The sequence below is a fragment of the Cytophagales bacterium genome, assembly GCA_033344775.1.
Classification (GTDB): domain Bacteria; phylum Bacteroidota; class Bacteroidia; order Cytophagales; family Cyclobacteriaceae; genus JAWPMT01.
In genome coordinates, this window is the sequence record JAWPMT010000005.1 from 611,136 (window position 1) to 631,599 (window position 20,464).

The window sequence follows — 20,464 nt, forward strand, 5'->3', positions numbered from 1 at the left end:
ATTAGTAAACGATGGTTGGCTTAATAAAGATGACCAGTCTGTTGTTCCGTTCACTCTTGCTTCTGGAGCTAAACAACCACTTCAAAACAGGAATCCGGGATAAAAACGGCACTCCGCTTCCTGATTCCGATTTAGACACTTCTTCCAGGCCTCCCAGAACAATCATTTCCTCATTTCTTATCCTTATTTTACTGATGAATTTTCGGGTTGCATTACCAGGAGGCGCTCCTTCCACTGTAGGATCAATGAAATCAGAAAATTCAGCTTCTATAGAAAGCGTGATATCTTCATTGGCTGATACAAATGGCAGAATGCTGATCTCCAGATTCGCTTCTACTTTTTCATATCGTGGTGAACGTGTTACAATAGGATTGATCCCTCCAGTGACGTTTTGTGTCTCAATCAAAAAATAGACTGACTGCCCAATGGTCAATTCGGCTTCATTACCATTCATCGTCGACAACTTTGGAGTAGACCTTACATTCAGGTCGTTGTTGTTTTCCATTGCCTGAATGGTGGCATAGAATTTTGGTGTGACTCTTCCCAGATTCACCACTCCTTTTGTGTCTAGGTTAGCGATAATAGAATTGAGAGAGTTTGAACTTAAAGTCAGATCTACCCCACCAAATACCTGACCACTGGTACTCGGGACTGAATCTGCCAAAAACGCCTGAACGCCTGTATTTAGCGTAGATCCTTTATTGACCTCTGTAACAATTACTTCAATCAACACGTTTAGTACTGGCTCGTCAATCTGCTCCAAAAAACTTACCAGCATATTCGCATCACGCTCTCCGCCTGTGACCAGCAAGGCATTTAATTCAGGCAACAATCCGATATCCAAACCTGCCGATAATGAAGCCGGGATCATCTGATCCACGCCTTCCACACTTCGATTTTTAAACCGATAGACCGTAGCCTCTGCCAGGCCTGTCTTCTGATTGGAACCAATGAGGTAGACGTCCCCTTTTTTACCGTAGGTAAAGCCAGCCGTTTCTGTTGCAAAAGAAAGAAACTGGTCAAAAGTAATTTTAGCAAAATAACCTTCCAGTGTTCCCTGGATCGGCTCAAGCACTGCATAATTCACCTTCAATTCCTGGGCAACCGCAGACAATACTTCGGAAACATCAGCCGATTGTGCTTCCAGTGACAGATAAGTATCCGTTCCTTCTTTGATCGTTTTCAATGTGAAAGGTCCATTTCCCCGCGTCCTACGATTGGCAGTACCTTGATTTCTTCTTATGCGGCTATTATTGGGTTGCTGCGCTTGTTGATTCCCTGGGTTGTTATTCGGAATCACTACCTCGGCCTGTCGGAATACCACAACCCCCGAATCTGACCTGTCCATCTCCAGATTATTGGTTACGGCAAATTGCTCCATGGCTGTATTGAAGTCCAATGATGCTACAAAACCAGACACCAGTGAATTGCGCACCTCCGGAGTGGTTAGCACATTATTTCCGGTACTTACGGTAATTGCTTTTACCACAGAAGCCAATGTGTCCATTTGCAGATCGAAACTGATCTGGTCCCTACTTTTATCGTATTCAATCACGATCGGCTTCGGCTTGCGGAAACTGTATGGACGAACCGTCAGGATGTTATTGACAAACTGAATTTCCAGATCATATTCGCGACAGATAAATACCAGCACATCCTTGACAGTCGCATAATTGAAATTATTGGTGATGTTGAGGTTAGGGAGCTGATGTACATTGATGTTGAGCAAGTGTTGCTCGGCCATTGTCCGTAACAACTCATGGATCGGTGCATTGTTCAAGGTGAAGTCTACCTGCTCGTTTAAACCACCTACTACCGTAGAAAGACTGGTCAGGGTAGAATCCAATTTCGCGATACGGTCCTGTTTCTGTCCATACGCGACTGATCCTGCCAAAAATATCAGTATGATTAAATAATATCTCATCAGACGAGGTAGGGTAAAATTTCTTCTAAACTTGTTTCGCCGTTGCTGAATAGCTGAATAGCACTTTCCTTCAACGTCCCGATTCGCCCCTGGATCGCTTCTTCATTGGGAGCTTCATCCATGTTCTTGATGAACTTTTGCATTTGGTGATCCACTGGTATCATTTCATAAATAGCTTTTCTTCCTCGATAACCGGTACCATAACAGTGATCACAGCCGACTGGCTCATGAAAATGCTGCTCCACTCCCGGCAATGGTTCAAAAGGCAATTCACCCAGTTCCACACTTCTCTTGCAATCCGGACAAAGCACTCGCAGCAATCGTTGCGCAATGGCAATGTTGATGGTGTCGGCCAGGATAAAGGGTGAAATCCCCATTTCCAGCATACGTGTAATGATTCCCCAGGCTGAATTGGTGTGGACTGTGGAAAGCACGAGGTGCCCTGTCAATGCAGCTCGAATGGCCATTTTTGCTGTCGGCAGGTCCCTGATCTCTCCTACCATGATGATGTCAGGATCCTGGCGCAGGAACGTACGCAAGGCAGCCACATAATCCAGGCCTATCTTTTCTTTTAGCTGAACCTGATTGATCCCTTCCAGGGTATACTCTACCGGATCTTCGATCGTAAGAATGTTTCGCATGTTGTCATTGAGTTCCTTTAGTGTTGCGTAGAGTGTGGTTGTTTTTCCCGATCCCGTAGGGCCACTGATCAGTATGATGCCATGTGGTTTGGCAATGCTGTTGAGGTAAACCTCTTTCTGTTTTCCGGACAAGCCAAGCTTTTCGATCGAAAGGGCCGAACTTTCATCGGATAATAGTCTGAGTACAACTTTCTCTCCATAAAGCGTAGGCAATACAGAAACCCGTAGATCAAATTGCTTTCCTCCTTCCTTGATCATGATCCGCCCATCTTGTGGCAACCGTTTTTCAGCAATATCCAGGTTACTCATGATCTTGAGCTTGTTGACAAACTCCGGATAATCATGCTTCGGAATGATGAACCGTTCTACCAGTTTTCCGTCCAGTCGCATACGAATCCTGCATTTGTCCTCGTAAGACTCCAGATGGATATCACTACACTTTAGGGTTTCAGCTTCCTGGATCAACTCGTTGAGGAAATTGGAGGAAGAAAGCGACAGCTCACTTTTATGTTGTTCTGTTTTCTTGAGATAAAATTTATTGAGTGCCCGATCCAGCTCTGACTTGGAGACTTGCTCAATACGGATGGTTTTTCCAAAAACAACCTCTAATTCTTTGATGGTGCCATTGAGAGACAAAGAATCATCCCGATAAAATACCATTTCATCTGCCGATGCTGATTTAGGCACGATACGATAGTAATGTGCCTGATCAGTAGTCAGTAATTGTTTGAGGTCCGTGGAAATATCAATCATTTGAAGACGGTAAAGATCATTAACACCAAAGCAAAATAGCCTGCAAATGGTACGCCTTCTTCTGCTCGATAAGCGGTTATCCTGCGCAATAGAAAATGGGCAATCATCGCAACAACAACCGAAGCATTGAAATAGATCACGAAGGTCATGGTATCAAACCAAAAACAGATCATGAACAAAAACAGCAAATCACCAATACCCATTACCTGATGCCATTGAATCGCTTTTTTTCGTGCGACTACCCCAATACTTACCAGCAGAATCAAAGCGATAAAGATCAAATTCAGCACATAGTATTCCCACAAGTACCAGGTATCATTCCAAACCAATCGAGCCACCGTCACTGCTAGCAAAGCAACTACCGTCAGAATATGAACATACCTTGCTTTGAAGTCGGTGAACGCGACATGACACAGGGTCAAAAGGCTTGCGGTTTGGAGCCACATCTTATTAGTCTTTTTGGGTCTCTACCAAATTTCCATTCTGGTCGATTTCCCAGGTATTGTAAATGCCATCTCCATCGAAATCTACAACGGCAGTAGCCCTGCCTAAAAACCCGGAAGCATTTACATCTGCGATCTCAATCAAGTAGTTAGCCGTTCCGGGAGGTTCATCCGTAACCAATGCCCGTTGTTCGAACCCGAGTGCAATAAAATCGTCGCTGTACCGTGAATACTCGAAGAAATAAGTTTTCTCTAAGGATTGCAGGTACTTAAGCTGCTGTTTGGCTTCTACGGACCTGGTTTTGGAGATCAATGGCATGAGTGAGGGCAATGCCAACAATACCAGGATTCCTATAATCACCAATACTACGAGAAGCTCAGACAAGGTGAAAGCCTTTAATTTACTGGTCTTTTTCATGGTCTATATATTCATTAATGCCGTTTCGCGCGTCAAAATTAGTGAACGATTATGCAAATCCACATGTCACATGGAAACTGAAAATACGTTGTTTTGATTGACGTTTTGTAAAAGCAACTTTACCGAAAAGATTCGGAATTTGCAAAATATGCAAAAAGAGAATCCAGGTATCGATGAAAATTGTCATTAATTGATCTCCATACTCGTTGATAACTGAAACATAGGTAAGTACATCGCGATCAGAATGATACCTACCATTAACCCTAGGAACACGATCATCACAGGCTCCAAAACCGTGTTCAATTGCTTGGTTCGATAACTGGCATTGTTCGCATATTCCACAGAAAGTTTGTCAAAAAATTCACCCAGCTTATTGACCTCTTCCCCTACTCTGATGAGTGAAACAAAGCTTTTATCGAAAATTGTTTCTTGTGCAAGGGCTTCATGCAACTGTCGTCCACGTACGATCTGTTTGCCCACCCTTTCCAAAGCGTCCTGTAGATGTTGCATGGTCATCATCTGACTGACAAAATCCAGGGCCCGGGTCAGGGGTACGCTTGCATTCGTCAGCAACGCCAATGAAGCTGAGCAACGGGACAGTTGAATGTCCATGTACAATTGACCGATGTAAGGAAATTTCATCATGATGGCCTCCATCGCGAAATTGAAACGGGCGTTTTTGCGTAAAACCACGATAGCAACGATGAATAAGACTATTGCAAACAAGATCAACCAGATGTTGGTATTGATGAATCCCGAAAAACCGATGATTGTCTTTGTCAGTGCGGGTAACTCACTACCAAATCGCTTGAAGACTTCTTCGAACATCGGAATTATAGTCAGCATCATGAACGAAATGGCACCAACTGCACTCAAGATGATCAGCACCGGATAGGATAGCGCATTGACCAACTGGCGCGACTGTTCCAATTTTTGATCGTAATAGCCTGCGAGCGTATCAAGTACTTCTACCAATCGCCCTGATTCTTCTCCTATTCGGAGACTGAAAATTTCGTAATTCGTGAACTTCCCGGAGGAATCAAAAGAACCGGAAAGCGATTTTCCACGGATCAGTTCATCGATAATCTGCTGAATAATGGCGATAGATTTCTTGGATTTGAACTGATCCCGTACCAACTCCAATGAAGATCGGATATCAACCCCTGAACTTACCAGGGTCCTGAGTTGATGATAAAATGTGGCCTTGTGCTTATCGGTGAGCTTATTTCCACCAAATGAAATATCTCGGTTCCAAATGGATTCCTTCTCGGGTTTTTCGGCAGCTTCTACCGGAATGGAAAAATCTTCTAGCTTCATTCTGTTATTTCTTCTTTAGTACCGGAGGCATCTGTAGTTTCTAACGAAGTTGATTTGTAGGACAACACCCCCGAGCTTACAGATGGTAGTCTGATCTGGGTCGTTCTTTCTCCTAATAGTAATCGAATGGAAGTGATTGAATCATTGAAGAAAAGTGTGCCCTCCACCGGTATACTGTCCACCCTGACGCTTTGCTGTCGGACAATATTCTCTCCAAAGGAGTAAAAAACCGAATCGATCCCATTGGTAAAAATCAACTTTTGATCTGTGACCTCATAATACTTCATTCGGTTGAAATCGCGATTGATCGCATACTTAAACGCTTTGAAACTGCCTACTGTATCCACCCGATCTTTTAGTCGCTTGTGGAAACCATTGACATTGTACAATGCCGATCCTAGGATTGTTACGATGATGCTGATCAGGATCATGACCAGCATCAACTCAAAAAGCGTGAATGCCGATAATTTACTAATCCTCTTCCTCATCATCAATCTCTCTTTTATACAACAATTTACGACTGATGACCTCATTCTGCAACGAGTCAGTCAACAGGCATTGGGTTAGCCAAACATGGTCGTACTGCTCGTAGGGTTCTTTCTCAAAATGAATTTCCAGACCATTGAAAGCCACATAATCCAACTCTTCCGGGACTTCATACAAAGAAGTCAACGAGTCAAGGTGATAATTCACTTCATTCTGAAGGAAGACGCGATATTCCTGATCGAGGGAAGTGGCTACGTTCAGATAGGTCAAAAACCCCAGAGAAAATACGATGCTGGCGATCGTCATGCTCACCACCGTTTCGATGATCGTATGCCCCGCTAACTTTCCGCTATTCTTCATTTTAACCATCGCAGTACTTTTCGATCGTCTTCATAAAACCACAATGGCGGAACAAGGAAATGTTCATTTTGCTTTGTTCCATCGATCTTCGCATTCAGGAAGTAGTTTTCGTAGATGGCTGATGTAGCATTTACCAGCGACTTACGGACGGTGGCATGTCCTTCGATATCACCATAAGTTTCCAAAAAACCATGTGAATAGATGGCTCCTGAAATTTTCCCTCCCTGATGCAGATGTATATGTCTTTGGTAGTAATTGTTGACATCTCCGTCAACACCGACTATACCCTGAACTTCTGCCTTACTTTCGATCTGGATACTTCCATTAGATAAACCACTCGAAACAAATAGCACACTGGGATAATCAACTTTAGCGCCTGATCTTACATAGATGGTGTCCTCAGCAAAAAACTGCCCACTCCCCTCAAATCCATTTTTAAACTCAATAACATCTGCGGTCACCAGCACATTATCCAATCGACAAAGGCTATCCAACACCACTTTACGGGCATCAATCCAAATGAATCCATTCAATGTATCATTTACATTCATCCGAGAAGAACGGAATCGGATCAAGGTATCTGAGCTGAATTTTTGCTCCAGATTAAATGGTTCGCGATAGCTGACCCTATGGGGGTACTTCCTCACTTCCTCTATGGCATCCATAACCTTATCATTCAATTCAGGCATGTCGCCATCACTTGTAAGCCGCGTCCCATAAAAAAGGCTGTCATTTTGATAGCCTACGCGCTCTACATAAGCACTTTGGATACCAGATTGCGGAAGATAGACTGTACCGGTCAATCGTGTACTTCCAACGACTGAAAGGGGCCTTCGCTCATCTACCAGAAACAAGGCACTTCGCGCTTTTTCAGAAGGCACATGAGCGATAGAAAAATAGGAAGTGCGCTCGAATCGACCGTGCCTGGCCGTGATCTTGAAATAATCGAATACCCCCCATGGCCTGCGTTCAAGCATTACGGTATCCTCTCCTTCACCAAATAAATCCAGACGTTTTTGCTGAAAATAATCGAATGATTCAGGATTGCTTAAGGCTAGTTGTTCGGCAGACTGCAGGTTCGAATCTACTTTAAGGTTAATGTCATATTGCAGGCTTTCCAATCGGGTGTAATAACCCAGTAGAATGAGGGAACTGAGAATGATCGAAACAACCAAACTCACCGCCATTGTATAAGCCAGCACACCTGCTTTTAACCTGATCACTGGGTACGTTGAAATACCGTGTCTGTAACTACCCCTTGTTTGTAAACCAGCGCTTCGATGGCAGGATCTGTATGTAAATTAAGCTTGCCGTTGTATTCGTTATTCTGATAAGTACCTGACTTGACCAGCTGTCCCGCTTGGAATTCCCGGAACGGGCCGTCTTTTCTACCTTTGTTATACTGATATTCCGAAATCAGCGACTGATTAACATCCCAGGTTTTCCAGACATCTTGTTTCAGCCCATATCGGAATACCCCCTTTTCTTTTAACGACCCATCGGCATAAAAACGCTTGAAGGAACCATGCAGTAAGTGTCCGCCAAAATCACCACGTGTGGACTGAACCATGCGTTGCTTGATCCAGAAATAAGTCAAATCCGAATCCACATTTCCGGGCTTTTTATCGGTGATCTCACATTCTATCCATTCCTCACCTTGATCTACACGAATGGTCTGATAGACATTCACCTCCTCCTTCTTCCAAAACAGTAACTCGGAGCAACTTGTGAGACAAAATGCTACAATAATGGGTATCCCTAGTTTTCTCATCATTTCCTGGCTTTTCCTTTAGTTCGCTTCTACTTATACGATCTACAAAGATAGCATGTTCACGAGGCAAAACCATCTAACCCTCAATTGGACATTTTATCTTAAGAGATGTTCGATCTTCTTGCTTTGATAGTTGTTTAAAAAAAGAAGTTTGATGCAAGGTAATGACAATTGAATCAATCACAAAAAACAAAAAAGCCCTCCGAAGAGGGCTCAATAGCTCAAAATGGCCTTGTTAAATGCTATTCTACAACATTAATCTTCATCATATTGGTATGTCCCTGCCAGTGTGCTGGCATTGAAGCGGTAGTGATGAATGTATCTCCCTGTTGCAAGTGTCCTTCTTTCACTAGTCGTTTTTCAATAGCATCTAGTGTTTGATCGATATTTTCCTGTTGATCAAAGTAAAAACCATTCACACCCCAGATCAGGCTGATCTGGCGAAGCAAATGTTTGTTATTTGTAAACAAGTAGATTTTAGATTTGGGACGGTGCATGGCAATGCGATAACCAGTGTATCCGGACTTGGTCATTCCCACAATGGCTTTAGCTTTGGTAGACTCTCCTAATCGACAGGCTGCTCTAACTAATAAATCATTTTGACGGGTAGAACTTGGCTCTTTTTCCTTGTCCTGATACTTGTTATAAATATTGGACATTGATTTCTCTACTTCCTGAATAATCTTGGACATGCTTTGAACTGCTTCTACTGGGAATGCACCGGAAGCAGACTCGGCAGACAGCATTACCGCATCGGCACCATCCATAATGGCATTGGCCACATCGTTGGTCTCTGCACGGGTTGGTCTTGGATTGGTGATCATACTTTCCATCATCTGGGTGGCAATGATCACGGGTTTTCCTAATCGGTTACATTTCTTCACCATGCGCTTTTGCTCCAGTGGTACGCGTTCCATAGGGATCTCTACGCCCAGGTCTCCTCGGGCCACCATGATGGCATCCGTTGCAGCGATGATCGCATCCATGTTTTCAATGGCCTCAGGCTTCTCGATCTTTGCAACGATCTTAGATTGAACACCTTTCTCATTGAGTCGTCTTCGCAATTCCTTGATATCATCCGCCGTACGCACAAATGACAGGGCCACCCATTCAATGTCATGGGTCATTCCAAATTCCAGGTCTTCGATATCCTTCTCAGTAAGTGAGGGTGCCGAGACTTTTGAATCGGGAAGGTTGATCCCTTTTCTGGACTTCAATATTCCCCCGTGAATGATCGTGGTATGCACTTCGGTTTCTTTTACCTCATTAACCTCCAACTCCAGATTACCATCATCGATCAAAATCTTATCTCCTGCCATCACATCATTCACGATGGCCTTGTAGATCGTACTGACCTTATCACTGGTGCCAACCATTTCTTCAGTTGTAATGATCAGTGGATCACCAGATTTAATTTCAACGCCATTATTTTCCACCTGACCACAACGAATTTTAGGACCTTGCAGGTCTTGTAGCAAGCATACATTGGTTCCCAACTCATCATTCACTTCATTGAGCATACCAATCACAAGCTCATGATCCTCGTGTGAACCGTGAGAAAAGTTCATGCGAAGTACATTAGCACCTGCCTGCACCAATTTCTTCAACGTTTCCTTGTTTCGACTGGCCGGACCAATGGTAGCGACAATCTTTGATCTCTTTTGAGTAATCTCCATCTCTAGAAAAGTAAGTTTTCTTTATTTTTAATTTTATCGGTATCCAGCTTCATCACATATTGGATCAGTGGAATATTACGGGCTTTTTCAATGACCTGATTTATGTTCGGCTCCTCGGTTTCCGTCTTCATCTGAATCAAATAATCGAAGCGTTGCAGCTCCGGTATAAAATACTGATTCATCTTGGTATTACTGGTCAACAATTTGTTGCGTAGCAAAAGAACACGCACAAATTCAGATTCAAAAACAAAATTGGAAATTATTATTCGGGACTGGTTTTTGAATTCGATTTCAATATCATCCCCTTTAATAAAGTGTAAAAATGAGTCCTGATTAAAATGCCAGGCCAAGGTATATTCCTTTGCTGAAGAGACGATCCCGATCAGGTCAAAATCAAAATCGTATTGAGGTTCAAGTTTGGTCTTCAGCTTCATGCTATCACGCTTCCTGAAGCGAATTTAGTGTGTTGGAACTGAACGAATATTGCAAGCGTTTTCACTACATATTTTCGCCACATATCGCGATGGTTCAAAGTAGCAAGCATAAAGCACCCAAATGAAACGGCACTTTATATTAGGTCACAGCATGGAAGGTCAGTTATATGCCTCCTAAGAACAGCATACGGTTTGTTAGGAAGCTTTTAAGCGAAAGAATATTTTGTTCGAAGGAATCAAATTTGAGCCTTTGCGATTTTTCACAATTCGAGAATGATTTGATTTTAGAATTGAATGTTATTTCTTTGCACAAAATTTTTAAACCAAATCTTTAAAGAAATGTCTGAAATTGCAAGTAAGGTAACACAGATTATAGTTGACAAGCTGGGTGTTGAAGAGACGGAAATCAACAACGAGGCGAGCTTCACCAATGATCTGGGTGCAGATTCTTTGGACACTGTGGAATTGATCATGGAATTTGAAAAGGAGTTCAACATCTCTATTCCAGACGATCAGGCGGAGAACATCGCAACTGTAGGTGACGCAATTACTTACCTGGAGGAAAACGTCAAATAAGAAAAAATTTCATCTTACACTGATTAAGTATATCATACTTTGATGCAACTGAAACGAGCAGTTATTACAGGCCTCGGAGCGCTTACTCCCATTGGTAATACTAAAGACGATTATATGGATGCGCTGGCCCAAGGTGTCAGTGGAGCAGCCACAATCACTCGTTTCGATCCTGAAAAGTTCAGAACAAAGTTCGCCTGTGAGGTAAAGAACTTTGACCCTAAAGATCATATAGACCGAAAGGAAGCCCGAAAAATGGATCCTGGCACCCAATTCGCAATGGTTGCCAGCGAAGAGGCCATCGGCGACTCAGGTCTTGATCTTGAGGAAGTCAATAAAGAAAGAGTTGGAGTCATTTGGGGATCAGGGATCGGAGGTCTGCAAACCTTCCACGATGAGGTCAGTTCTTTTGCCGTTGGTGACGGTACTCCCAGGTTCAATCCTTTCTTTATCCCTAAAATGATCGCTGATATCACTCCTGGTATGTTGTCGATCAAATATGGCTTTCGTGGCCCTAACTACGCTACGGTTTCGGCCTGTGCTTCTTCTAACCACGCCCTCAACGATGCGCTGACCTATATCAGACTAGGCAAGTCTGAAGTGATCCTTACCGGAGGATCGGAAGCAGCTGTTGTTCCTTCGGGAGTAGGTGGTTTCAATTCTATGAAAGCCTTATCTGAGAGAAATGATGCTCCTGAAACGGCATCACGCCCTTATGACGCTGAAAGAGACGGTTTTGTACTCGGTGAAGGAGCTGGAGCACTCGTACTTGAAGAGTTGGAACACGCCAAGGCCAGAGGCGCGAAAATTTATGCTGAGGTCATCGGAGGCGGCATGTCTGCTGATGCTTACCACATTACGGCACCTCATCCTGAAGGATTGGGAATCATGGCAGTAATGAAAGAAGCACTCCGTGATGCGGACATCACACCAGATCAGATTGATTATGTAAATACACACGGAACTTCCACACCTCTGGGGGATTCTGGTGAGATTAAAGCGATACAAACGGTATTTGGGGAGCATGCATACAACCTGAACATCAGTTCTACCAAATCCATGACTGGTCACTTATTAGGTGCTGCCGGTGCAATTGAGTCCATTGCTTGTATCATGGCGCTTGAAAAAGGGGTTATCCCTCCTACCATCAATCATTTTAACGATGATGAGACGATCGACCCTAAATTGAATCTGACATTCAATAAGGCGCAGCAAAGAGAAGTAAATGTGGCCATGAGCAACACCTTTGGTTTCGGAGGTCACAATACCTCTATTGTTTTCAAAAAATATAACGGATAAAGCTTATCGTGCTGTCCTGGTTTAATCGAGTCGTTTTTGCATTCAAATTACCGAACGATTCCCAGGATAAAGAATTATACGTAGCGATCAAGTCCATCACCGGACGTGCGCCGTACAATTTGTCCTTGTATAAGCTGGCGATGCGGCACAGCAGCATTGCTTTGGTCAATGACCATGGCCTGCGGGAATCCAACGAACGGTTGGAATACCTGGGTGATGCCATTCTTGGTATGATTGTCGCCGAATTTCTGTTCATGCGGTTTCCCTTCAAAGAAGAAGGATTCCTGACAGAAATGCGATCCAAAATTGTCAACCGCGAAACGCTCAATGACCTGAGCAGGAAACTCGGCATCAAAAACCTGATCCAATTTCACCAAAATAAGTCTGCCTTGTCTCCGAAATCCATCTACGGCGACTCACTTGAAGCGTTGATCGGCGCCATTTACCTGGATCGTGGATTCAACTTCTGCAAGCGATTCATCATCAAACGTTTGATCATTCCTCATTTCGATCTGGATGAATTGGTCAACACCATCACCAACCACAAGAGCAAGATCATCGAGTGGTCCCAAAAACAAAATCGGAAGCTGTCTTTCGAGATCGTGGATCAAAATCAAAAGAACCGAAACGGCCAATTTGTAGCTCAGATCGTCATCGATGGAGAAGGGTTTGAAAAAGGCTATGGGTTCAGCAAAAAGAAAGCTGAGCAAGATGCAGCAAGAAAAACCCTCGAGCGCCTTGAAAAAGATGAACAATCTTAGCGTTTCATCAGTATATCCATTTCATAGGTTTCATAGAATTTCGGACCAAACACATCTCAGGAGGCAATGAGTAAAAAATTGGTAATCGGTGGTGCTTGTCTGAATCAAATCCCGATGGATTGGGCGCACAACCTGCGCAACATCAAGGCAGCCGTTGTTGAGGCAAAAAATAAAGGTGTGCAGTTGTTGTGCCTGCCTGAATTGTGTCTGACTGGTTATGGTTGTGAAGATCTTTTCCTAAGTCATTGGCTACCTAAAAAAGCCCTATCAAAACTAACCGAACTCATTCCGCTCAGTGAAGGAATAGCTTTTACCGTAGGACTTCCAGTACGCATCGAAGATCAGGTCTATAATACCTGTTGCCTTTTACACGATGGCAAGATTGTCGGCTTTTATGCCAAGCACCACCTGGCCAATGATGGCGTACATTATGAAAAAAGGTGGTTTTCGAGTTGGCCCTATCAGCAACTCATTGACTTTGAAATTGATGATCAGACTGTCCCTTTTGGAGCATTTCAAACAACCTTACATGGTGTAAAAATCGCTTTTGAAATCTGTGAAGATGCATGGTTAGAAGATCGTCCTGCATGCCACTTTCTCGAGCCAGAAGTTGATCTGATCCTGAATCCAAGTGCCAGTCACTTTGCCTTCAGAAAAGGAGCTTTTCGAGAAAACCTGGTCGCTAAGTCATCAAAAAGATTCAACTGTGCTTACCTCTACACCAATTTGCTTGGTAATGAGGCGGGCCGAATGATCTATGATGGTGACATACTCGTTGCGCAGCAAGGCAAGCTCATCGGTCGAAACAAGCGACTTTCATTTGCGGACCACAACTTACTCTCACTCACCCTCGATCTTGATGGAGCTTCTGAAACGCAGGTCCAGGATGACTGGGAAAACAGATTGGAAGAACTCTCAAGGGTCATTCCCCTGGCATTGTTCGATTATTTGCGGAAAAGCAGAAGCCAGGGATTTGTTTTATCCCTTTCCGGAGGCGCCGACAGCAGTTCAATTGCAACGATGGTCGCTCATATGGTACATGAAGGATTAGCAGACCTGGGCCATGCAGCATTTGAACGGAAGCTAGGCTTTAAGATCCCTGAAGATCCGAAAGCTATTATCAATCAACTGCTGGTCACTGCTTATCAAGGCACTAAAAATTCTTCGGAAGATACACTCAATTCGGCCAAAGGACTGGCGGACAGTCTTGGTGCGAAATTTCATCACTGGCTGATCGATGAGGAAGTGGCGCAGTACCGACAAACCATTGAAAATGCAGTGGGCCGTGACCTGAAATGGGAAACGGATGATATCGCTTTGCAAAATATTCAGGCCCGGGCACGGTCACCCATCATTTGGATGTTGGCCAATCTGGACCGGTTTCTATTACTGTCTACCAGTAATCGTAGCGAAGGTGATGTGGGCTACGCCACCATGGATGGAGATACTAGTGGTAGTATCTCACCTATTGCCGCCATTGACAAAGATCTGGTACTTGAATGGCTCCGATATGCTGAAAAGGAATTGGGTTACGAGGGGCTCAAGTTCGTCAATGCCTTACAGCCTACCGCAGAGCTGAGGCCTCCGGATCAAAAACAGACGGATGAAGACGATCTCATGCCTTACTCCGTATTGGTGAAGATTGAAGAATGGGCGATCCGAGAAAGGCATTCACCAGTAGAGGTATTCCGGGCCATGCAACAAGACTATTCTAAGGCCGCATTGAAACAATGGATCACGAAATTTTTCCGGTTATGGTCTATCAATCAGTGGAAACGTGAACGAATCGCTCCTAGCTTTCATGTCGATGATTTCAACATTGATCCAAAGACGTGGTGCCGGTTCCCAATTTTATCAAGTGGGTTTAAGGAGGAGTTGGAGGAACTAAATCAACTTTAAAGCTTTTTTGACAGGATCAGTGGGTTGTTTTGTTGAGTCCAGCATCGACACACAACCTCCAAACCTGAAGTATTCTTTTCTCCGCCAATCTTTTTAAGGTCAAGGATTCCAGCCCCATTTGTTGTCTGCAGTGGCACGAGGGCATTCTTATTGAGGAAACGACCATCCACCAGGCTACCTAAATAAAAATTTGCCTTCCGACAAGGCTCTTCAGTCCGCAATAGCCACAAACTTCCTTCCTTTTGCACCTCGATTCCCAGCTTCAATTTTCTCTCTTTTCCACTGGAAAGATATTCTTTCAGGCCTGTTCCCGGCCAGCTGTTGTGGTAAGGAACCGAAGCCAATAATTTACCGGATTCGTAAAATGTCTTTCGCTCTCCCTCAATCACATTATTCTTAAATGGTGTTGTAGCATAAAGCTCCCCGGTAACATAGTACTTTTTGGAAGTTCCTACCCGCAAATTGGACGCATAGGTCATTTCTAACTGAACTTTTCCGTCCGGATAGTATAGATAAGATACTCCTTCTTTCTTGCCATTTACATAATTGACAGAAGACTTTACGTTCCCGTTGGAATCTTTGGAATCGATCCGGCCGTGTTTCAGTCGGTAATCTCTATTCTCCGCTTCCGCCTCCTTCATCATTCTTTCCTGCTCTGCCTCCTCTGCACTACCAGGCAATAGCGCAAATGAAGCGGCGCACATGAAGAGAAATACCCAAAGTAAATTATGATAGTTAGAAGACCAGTTCATTGGTTTGTTGTTTTAATCCTGAGGTAATCCTATTAATTTTCAATTTCAATAAAAAAGTGCACTTGAAGCATGTCAGGGCAGATTTTTCTGGCATCTCAAATAGCGGACCGTCCCTACCCTAAAGGGCGTAAACGAAATCACCCTTTAGGGAATTGAAGGGTTATTTTTTCAAGCTGTCTACCATTTCGAAAAATCTCCCGGTCACCAGTATTCTCTTACTATTTAAAACTAAGCAAAAATCGATCCATAGATATCATGGCACGGGATCGTAGCCACTTCCACCCCAAGGATGACATCTGGCAATGCGCTTCATACCCATCCAAAGACCCTTCAACCCATGATTAAGAATAGCCTCCTTCATGTAGCTGGAACATGTCGGACTGTACCGACAGGAACTAGGGAAAAGAGGGCTGATGCTGTATTGATAAAACAACACAGGCAAAATCAAAATTTTACGAAATAATCGCACAGGTCAAATCTATCGTCTAATTTGGTGGATATTATCATTTTGAATCAGAATTGTAAGGGCAGAAACGGCGAGGAGCAATAAAAGTGTGAAAAGGAAAGGATGTTGGGTCATATTGCTGATGTTCGGGTTGCTACCCGGTTGGTCCTTTGGTCAAAGCGTCCGGGATTCCAGTAGTGCCAAATCAGTTCTGGTCAAAGAAGTGTTCATCATTGGCAATCAAAAAACGAAAGCCAACATCATCCTAAGGGAAATGCAGCTCACCAAGGGCTACATGGTGTCGGACAGCCTCATTGATAAAACGGTCACCGAAGATCAACAGCGCATCTATAACACCAACCTGTTCGATGAAGTAAAGGTCCAGCCCCTTTACGCATCGGACAATGAATTGATGGTCCTGGTCACCGTCTCGGAACGATGGTACATCTATCCTTCCTTCATTTTCAAGCTGGCCGACCGAAATCTCAACGATTGGTGGGTCAATCAAAATCGCGATCTGAGTCGCGTTAATCTGGGGCTACGCTACCAACAGTACAATTTCCGGGGCCGACGTGAGTTATTAAACCTCATCTTTCAGGTGGGATTCGAACGGGATTTCTTAGCAAGTTGGCGTATTCCTTATATTGAAAAATCTCAGAAGCACGGACTTTCACTCGGTTTCAGCTATTCTGAAAGCAGAAATGCGGGATACAGAACGGAGGACCATGTTCGGCGATTCGTGAGTGAAGAACGATTGCTACGAAAAACCACCCGGGCACGTGTTACCTACCGATTCCGAAAATCGTACTATAACACACATCGTTTTCAGTTAAAATTTGATCATCGGGTTATTGATGACACGGTAGCCATGCTGAACCCTAATTATTTTGGCAATGGTGCCACTTTGCAACGACATTTTGACTTGTCTTACCAGTTTACCAGGGACTTGCGAAACAACAATAACTACCCAACTAAGGGTCACTTGCTACGATTCAAGTTAGAAAAGACCGGACTTGGAATCTACAATCAGGTAGATATTTTCGACATCAACCTGATTTATCGTCAGTATTTTGATCTGGGCAATAAATTTTCTGCAAGCACGGGTGTAGAAGTATTTTCTTCCTGGCCCAAGAACCAGCCTTACATCAATTATTCTGGTGTAGGATTTGAACAAACTTTGGTACGGGGGTACGAGCAAGACCTGATTGAGGGGTATCAGTATGCACTCTACAAAAGCACTTTGCGTAGAAACTTATTCAAACACACTCAGGATTTGGGGAAAATGATGCCATTTAGGCAATTCCGAAAAGTTCCGGTAGCACTCTATGCAAAAATCTTCTTCGACGGGGGCTGGGTCAATAATTATCCAGAATATGAACTGAGCCAAAGATTAACCAATAAGCACTTATTCGGAGCTGGTGCCGGATTTGACCTGGTCACTATCTACGATTTAGTAAGTCGATTCGAATGGTCTGTCAATGCAGAAGGGAATTTTCGTTTTGCGATCAGTGCAAAAGCAGATTTGTAAGCTACTCCGCGGATTCGAGCGCTACCTCTTTCTGTTTCTCCGCAACTGCAGCGCGCTCACAATCAGAAATATCTGTTAGTTTCTTGAGCATACCCGGAAAGACGAATTCATGCAATGGAAGTACTGCATACCAATAAAACCGGCCCATGAGCCCTCTTGGACGGAAAGTAGCGGTCATCACCAGTTCCTCGCCTTCCATACGGAATTCCAACCAGGCCTCTCCTGGTAATCGCATTTCAGCAAATAACAACAGACGTCCCTCTTCCTTATTGGCATAAAGAACCCGCCAAAAATCCAACGCATCTCCAACATGTAAAGAATGCTCACTGCTACGGCCTCTTCTCAGGCCTACGCCTCCAAGCACCTTGTCCATGAACCCTCTTAGTCTCCAAAGTAAATTGGCATGGTACCATCCGGTTTTTCCTCCTAGATGCCAGACTTTCTCAATCGTGGTTTCTTTATCGATGTAAGTCCTTCTCCTTTGATCCTTGAAACAACCGTAAGTCGGAACCTGAATAAAATCTGAAATATCGAAATTCAATCGTCCGCTAACCTGTGAATCCTTCCATGAAGAAAGGTCTTCTTGAGAAAGTTGATCAAATGTCTGGCGAATGGCTTCTTCGTAACCGATGGGTTTGATCCCTAAAATGTTGCAAAGCTCATTATCACGGCAAATCACTTCTACGTTCATACTATTGACTAAGGCCACGGCCAGATTGTAGGATGTAGAAGTAACGAAATAAAGCCAATATGAAGACAATCTCGGCGTGATCACTGGAAGTGTAATGATCGATCGGTTGAGTCCTCTGATCTTCGCAAAAGTGAGTAACATCTCTTTGTACGAGAGGACATCAGGCCCACCTATATCAAAATTGCGTCCGTAAGTTTCTTCGTGAAGGAAGGTCTCAGAAAGCAGGGTAATGACGTCATTAATACCAATAGGCTGAGATTTGGTACGCAGCCATTTCGGAGTTACCATCACCGGAAGTTTCTCTACCAGGTCTCTGATGATCTCGAAACTTGCACTACCGGAACCAATAATAATCCCTGCTCGAAGTGTCGTAAAATGGTATTTCCCCTGACTAAGTACTTCTTCTACTTTTTTCCGGGACGCTAAATGTCGGGACAGGTCCTCTTCATTGGCAATCCCACTGAGATAGATCACATGTCTTACCTCTGTTGCATCCATCGCCCGACGAAAGTTCTTTGCCGACTGTTCTTCCAGGCTGATATAATTACGAGAGGCGGACATGGAGTGTACCAGATAGTACGCTCCATCAATGTCTTTGGGGATGTTTTCTAGCGTTGCAGCATCCAAAAGGTCCAGTTTGATTACTTCTACCCGGTCTTTCACCAGATCAGGAATCACCAATCTTGCAGGGTCCCGAACGGCACAAATAACCGTGTGTCCTTTACTCGCAAGGACGGTCATTAATCTTTTACCGATGTAACCTGTGGCTCCTGTAAGGAGAATTCTCATCTTGGACGTTTCCAAGTTCCAACTAATTGGTAGCATCATTGTTCAGGAAGGAAGAAAAAATATCAAAAAAATGGATAAAAAAAGTACCTGAATTTAACACTTATTTTGGTTTGTGACGGTAGTCTTACTATCACTGAAGAACGGAATGCTTCATTATTAGCACCAAGTCAAGGGACATTCCCTATTTTTGCGGCCTTATTAATGAGCAATTTTTCACGATGACCTATAACCTACTGAAAGGAAAAAGAGGGATCATATTTGGCGCCCTCGACGAGAATTCAATTGCCTGGAAAGTAGCCGAAAGAGCCTACGAAGAAGGAGCAAAATTCACACTAACCAATGCACCTATCGCCATGCGAATGGGTGAGATCCAAAAGCTCGCTGAAAAATGCGAAACAGAAGTCATTCCAGCAGATGCGACTTCCGTAGAAGATCTGGAAAACCTGTACGCAAAATCGAAAGAGCTTCTAGGTGGAAACTTCGACTTCATTCTTCATGCCATTGGCATGAGCCCAAATGTGCGAAAGAAAAAGGAATATGGTAATCTGAACTACGATTGGTTCATGAAAACCCTCGATGTATCTGCTGTTTCTTTCCACAAGACCATGCAGGTGGCGGAAAAAATGGACATCATGAACGAATGGGGATCCATCCTTGGACTCTCCTACATCGCTGCGCAGCGTACCTTCCCTGATTATTCGGATATGGCACAGGCCAAGGCCATGCTGGAATCTATTGCCAGAAGCTATGGCTACCGATTTGGAAAATCGAAAAAAGTACGCGTCAATACCATCAGCCAGTCGCCTACCATGACTACTGCAGGTTCTGGTGTCCCAGGATTCGATGTATTCTTCAACTACGCAGATAAAATGTCACCACTGGGCAACGCAGATGCAGTAAGTTGTGCGGATTACTGTTTGATGATGTTCTCTGATTTCACCAGAATGGTGACTATGCAGAACCTCATGCATGATGGAGGATTCTCTACCTCAGGAATTACCGAAAATATTGTTGAGGAACTTTCGAAGTAGACTATCGTCGATAGACTTTTAGTCGATGGTTAATTAGTCGACAGTTAGCAGATATTACATCCTTTTTTAGTCGATAGTTTAAATATGGGATTCAAATTTGAGGAACTGAAAGTTTGGCAAAAGGCTATTGATTTGACAGCCGATGTTAACACAGCAATCAAAAAATTCCCTGTGGATGAAAGATATGTCCTTTCTCCCCAGATGCAAAGGGTGACAGATTCGATCGCGCTGAACATTGCTGAAGGATCAACTGGACAATCAAACAAGGAGTTTGCGAGATTTCTTGGGATCGCCTTAAGATCAGGAATTGTAGTTGTAAGTTATTTGCACATCGCGCAACGCAGGACTATCATTGATCAACAAGATTTCAATCGATTTTACAATGCGTGGACAGAAATAAGCAAAATGATTCAGTCCCTACGTAGGACCTTAAGGCCTTAGAGCTATCGACTGAGAGACTAAATGACCATCGA

Annotated in this window: 21 protein-coding genes; 7 read left to right on the top strand and 14 right to left on the bottom strand. The window is 43.7% G+C overall.

Translation table 11 applies throughout. The annotated features are described in order from the left end of the window. Position 1: 1 nt before the first annotated feature. The 11 genes from R8G66_20200 to R8G66_20250 all read right to left on the bottom strand — a co-directional run bounded on the left by R8G66_20200 (position 2) and on the right by R8G66_20250 (position 10,223). Entirely contained in the window at positions 2-1,924 is a 1,923-nt protein-coding gene (locus R8G66_20200; protein MDW3194712.1) for a type II and III secretion system protein, read from the bottom strand. Further along, complete coding sequence (locus R8G66_20205; protein MDW3194713.1) at positions 1,924-3,318, bottom strand: GspE/PulE family protein; 1,395 nt, start codon at positions 3,316-3,318, stop codon at positions 1,924-1,926. Before R8G66_20205 ends, R8G66_20200 begins: the two co-directional genes overlap by 1 nt. Then, positions 3,315-3,764 (bottom strand): hypothetical protein, encoded by a 450-nt coding sequence (locus R8G66_20210; protein MDW3194714.1) that lies wholly within the window; start codon positions 3,762-3,764, stop codon positions 3,315-3,317. The genes R8G66_20205 and R8G66_20210 overlap by 4 nt, the downstream gene beginning before the upstream one ends. 4 nt (positions 3,765-3,768) lie before the next feature. After that, positions 3,769-4,179, bottom strand: coding sequence for a prepilin-type N-terminal cleavage/methylation domain-containing protein (locus tag R8G66_20215; GenBank protein ID MDW3194715.1), 411 nt, complete (start codon positions 4,177-4,179; stop codon positions 3,769-3,771). 186 nt (positions 4,180-4,365) lie between these two features. Further along, positions 4,366-5,496 (bottom strand): type II secretion system F family protein, encoded by a 1,131-nt coding sequence (locus tag R8G66_20220; GenBank protein MDW3194716.1) that lies wholly within the window; start codon positions 5,494-5,496, stop codon positions 4,366-4,368. Continuing rightward, positions 5,493-5,987, bottom strand: a complete 495-nt coding sequence (locus R8G66_20225; protein ID MDW3194717.1) for a type II secretion system protein — start codon at positions 5,985-5,987, stop codon at positions 5,493-5,495. Before R8G66_20225 ends, R8G66_20220 begins: the two co-directional genes overlap by 4 nt. Continuing rightward, positions 5,968-6,342 carry a hypothetical protein gene (locus tag R8G66_20230; GenBank protein MDW3194718.1) on the bottom strand — a complete coding sequence of 125 codons (375 nt, stop codon included), beginning with the start codon at positions 6,340-6,342 and terminating at the stop codon, positions 5,968-5,970. The genes R8G66_20225 and R8G66_20230 overlap by 20 nt, the downstream gene beginning before the upstream one ends. Next, positions 6,339-7,565, bottom strand: a complete 1,227-nt coding sequence (locus tag R8G66_20235) for a hypothetical protein (protein MDW3194719.1) — start codon at positions 7,563-7,565, stop codon at positions 6,339-6,341. The genes R8G66_20230 and R8G66_20235 overlap by 4 nt, the downstream gene beginning before the upstream one ends. Then, positions 7,562-8,116 carry a hypothetical protein gene (locus tag R8G66_20240; GenBank protein MDW3194720.1) on the bottom strand — a complete coding sequence of 185 codons (555 nt, stop codon included), beginning with the start codon at positions 8,114-8,116 and terminating at the stop codon, positions 7,562-7,564. Before R8G66_20240 ends, R8G66_20235 begins: the two co-directional genes overlap by 4 nt. A gap of 239 nt (positions 8,117-8,355) precedes the next feature. Beyond that, positions 8,356-9,789: a pyruvate kinase gene (pyk, locus tag R8G66_20245; GenBank protein ID MDW3194721.1), complete on the bottom strand. Its 1,434-nt coding sequence runs from the start codon at positions 9,787-9,789 to the stop codon at positions 8,356-8,358. 2 nt (positions 9,790-9,791) lie between these two features. Then, entirely contained in the window at positions 9,792-10,223 is a 432-nt protein-coding gene (locus tag R8G66_20250; protein ID MDW3194722.1) for an IPExxxVDY family protein, read from the bottom strand. Between the two features lie 339 nt (positions 10,224-10,562). Here R8G66_20250 and R8G66_20255 point away from each other — a divergent pair, with 339 nt between their 5' ends. The 4 genes from R8G66_20255 to nadE all read left to right on the top strand — a co-directional run bounded on the left by R8G66_20255 (position 10,563) and on the right by nadE (position 14,755). Next, positions 10,563-10,799, top strand: a complete 237-nt coding sequence (locus tag R8G66_20255) for an acyl carrier protein (protein ID MDW3194723.1) — start codon at positions 10,563-10,565, stop codon at positions 10,797-10,799. A gap of 42 nt (positions 10,800-10,841) precedes the next feature. Then, complete coding sequence (fabF, locus tag R8G66_20260) at positions 10,842-12,095, top strand: beta-ketoacyl-ACP synthase II (protein ID MDW3194724.1); 1,254 nt, start codon at positions 10,842-10,844, stop codon at positions 12,093-12,095. An 8-nt stretch (positions 12,096-12,103) separates the two neighbouring features. Continuing rightward, positions 12,104-12,856: a ribonuclease III gene (rnc, locus tag R8G66_20265; GenBank protein ID MDW3194725.1), complete on the top strand. Its 753-nt coding sequence runs from the start codon at positions 12,104-12,106 to the stop codon at positions 12,854-12,856. 66 nt (positions 12,857-12,922) lie between these two features. Next, positions 12,923-14,755, top strand: coding sequence for an NAD(+) synthase (nadE, locus tag R8G66_20270; GenBank protein MDW3194726.1), 1,833 nt, complete (start codon positions 12,923-12,925; stop codon positions 14,753-14,755). Here the strand turns inward: nadE and R8G66_20275 are convergent. Together R8G66_20275 and yidD are read right to left on the bottom strand one after the other, a co-directional pair. Continuing rightward, positions 14,752-15,507: a hypothetical protein gene (locus R8G66_20275; GenBank protein MDW3194727.1), complete on the bottom strand. Its 756-nt coding sequence runs from the start codon at positions 15,505-15,507 to the stop codon at positions 14,752-14,754. The genes nadE and R8G66_20275 overlap by 4 nt on opposite strands. Positions 15,508-15,760: 253 nt before the next feature. Further along, entirely contained in the window at positions 15,761-15,976 is a 216-nt protein-coding gene (gene yidD, locus R8G66_20280; GenBank protein ID MDW3194728.1) for a membrane protein insertion efficiency factor YidD, read from the bottom strand. An 85-nt stretch (positions 15,977-16,061) separates the two neighbouring features. Between yidD and R8G66_20285 the strand changes: the two genes are divergently transcribed. Beyond that, complete coding sequence (locus tag R8G66_20285; protein MDW3194729.1) at positions 16,062-17,480, top strand: BamA/TamA family outer membrane protein; 1,419 nt, start codon at positions 16,062-16,064, stop codon at positions 17,478-17,480. Between the two features lies 1 nt (position 17,481). On the opposite strand, the gene R8G66_20290 is transcribed toward R8G66_20285, so the two are convergent. Continuing rightward, positions 17,482-18,960 carry an SDR family oxidoreductase gene (locus R8G66_20290; GenBank protein ID MDW3194730.1) on the bottom strand — a complete coding sequence of 493 codons (1,479 nt, stop codon included), beginning with the start codon at positions 18,958-18,960 and terminating at the stop codon, positions 17,482-17,484. Between the two features lie 218 nt (positions 18,961-19,178). On the opposite strand from R8G66_20290, the gene R8G66_20295 reads away from it, so the two are divergent. Together R8G66_20295 and R8G66_20300 are read left to right on the top strand one after the other, a co-directional pair. Further along, entirely contained in the window at positions 19,179-19,991 is an 813-nt protein-coding gene (locus R8G66_20295; protein MDW3194731.1) for an SDR family oxidoreductase, read from the top strand. Between the two features lie 84 nt (positions 19,992-20,075). Further along, entirely contained in the window at positions 20,076-20,432 is a 357-nt protein-coding gene (locus R8G66_20300; protein MDW3194732.1) for a four helix bundle protein, read from the top strand. Positions 20,433-20,464: the final 32 nt, after the last annotated feature.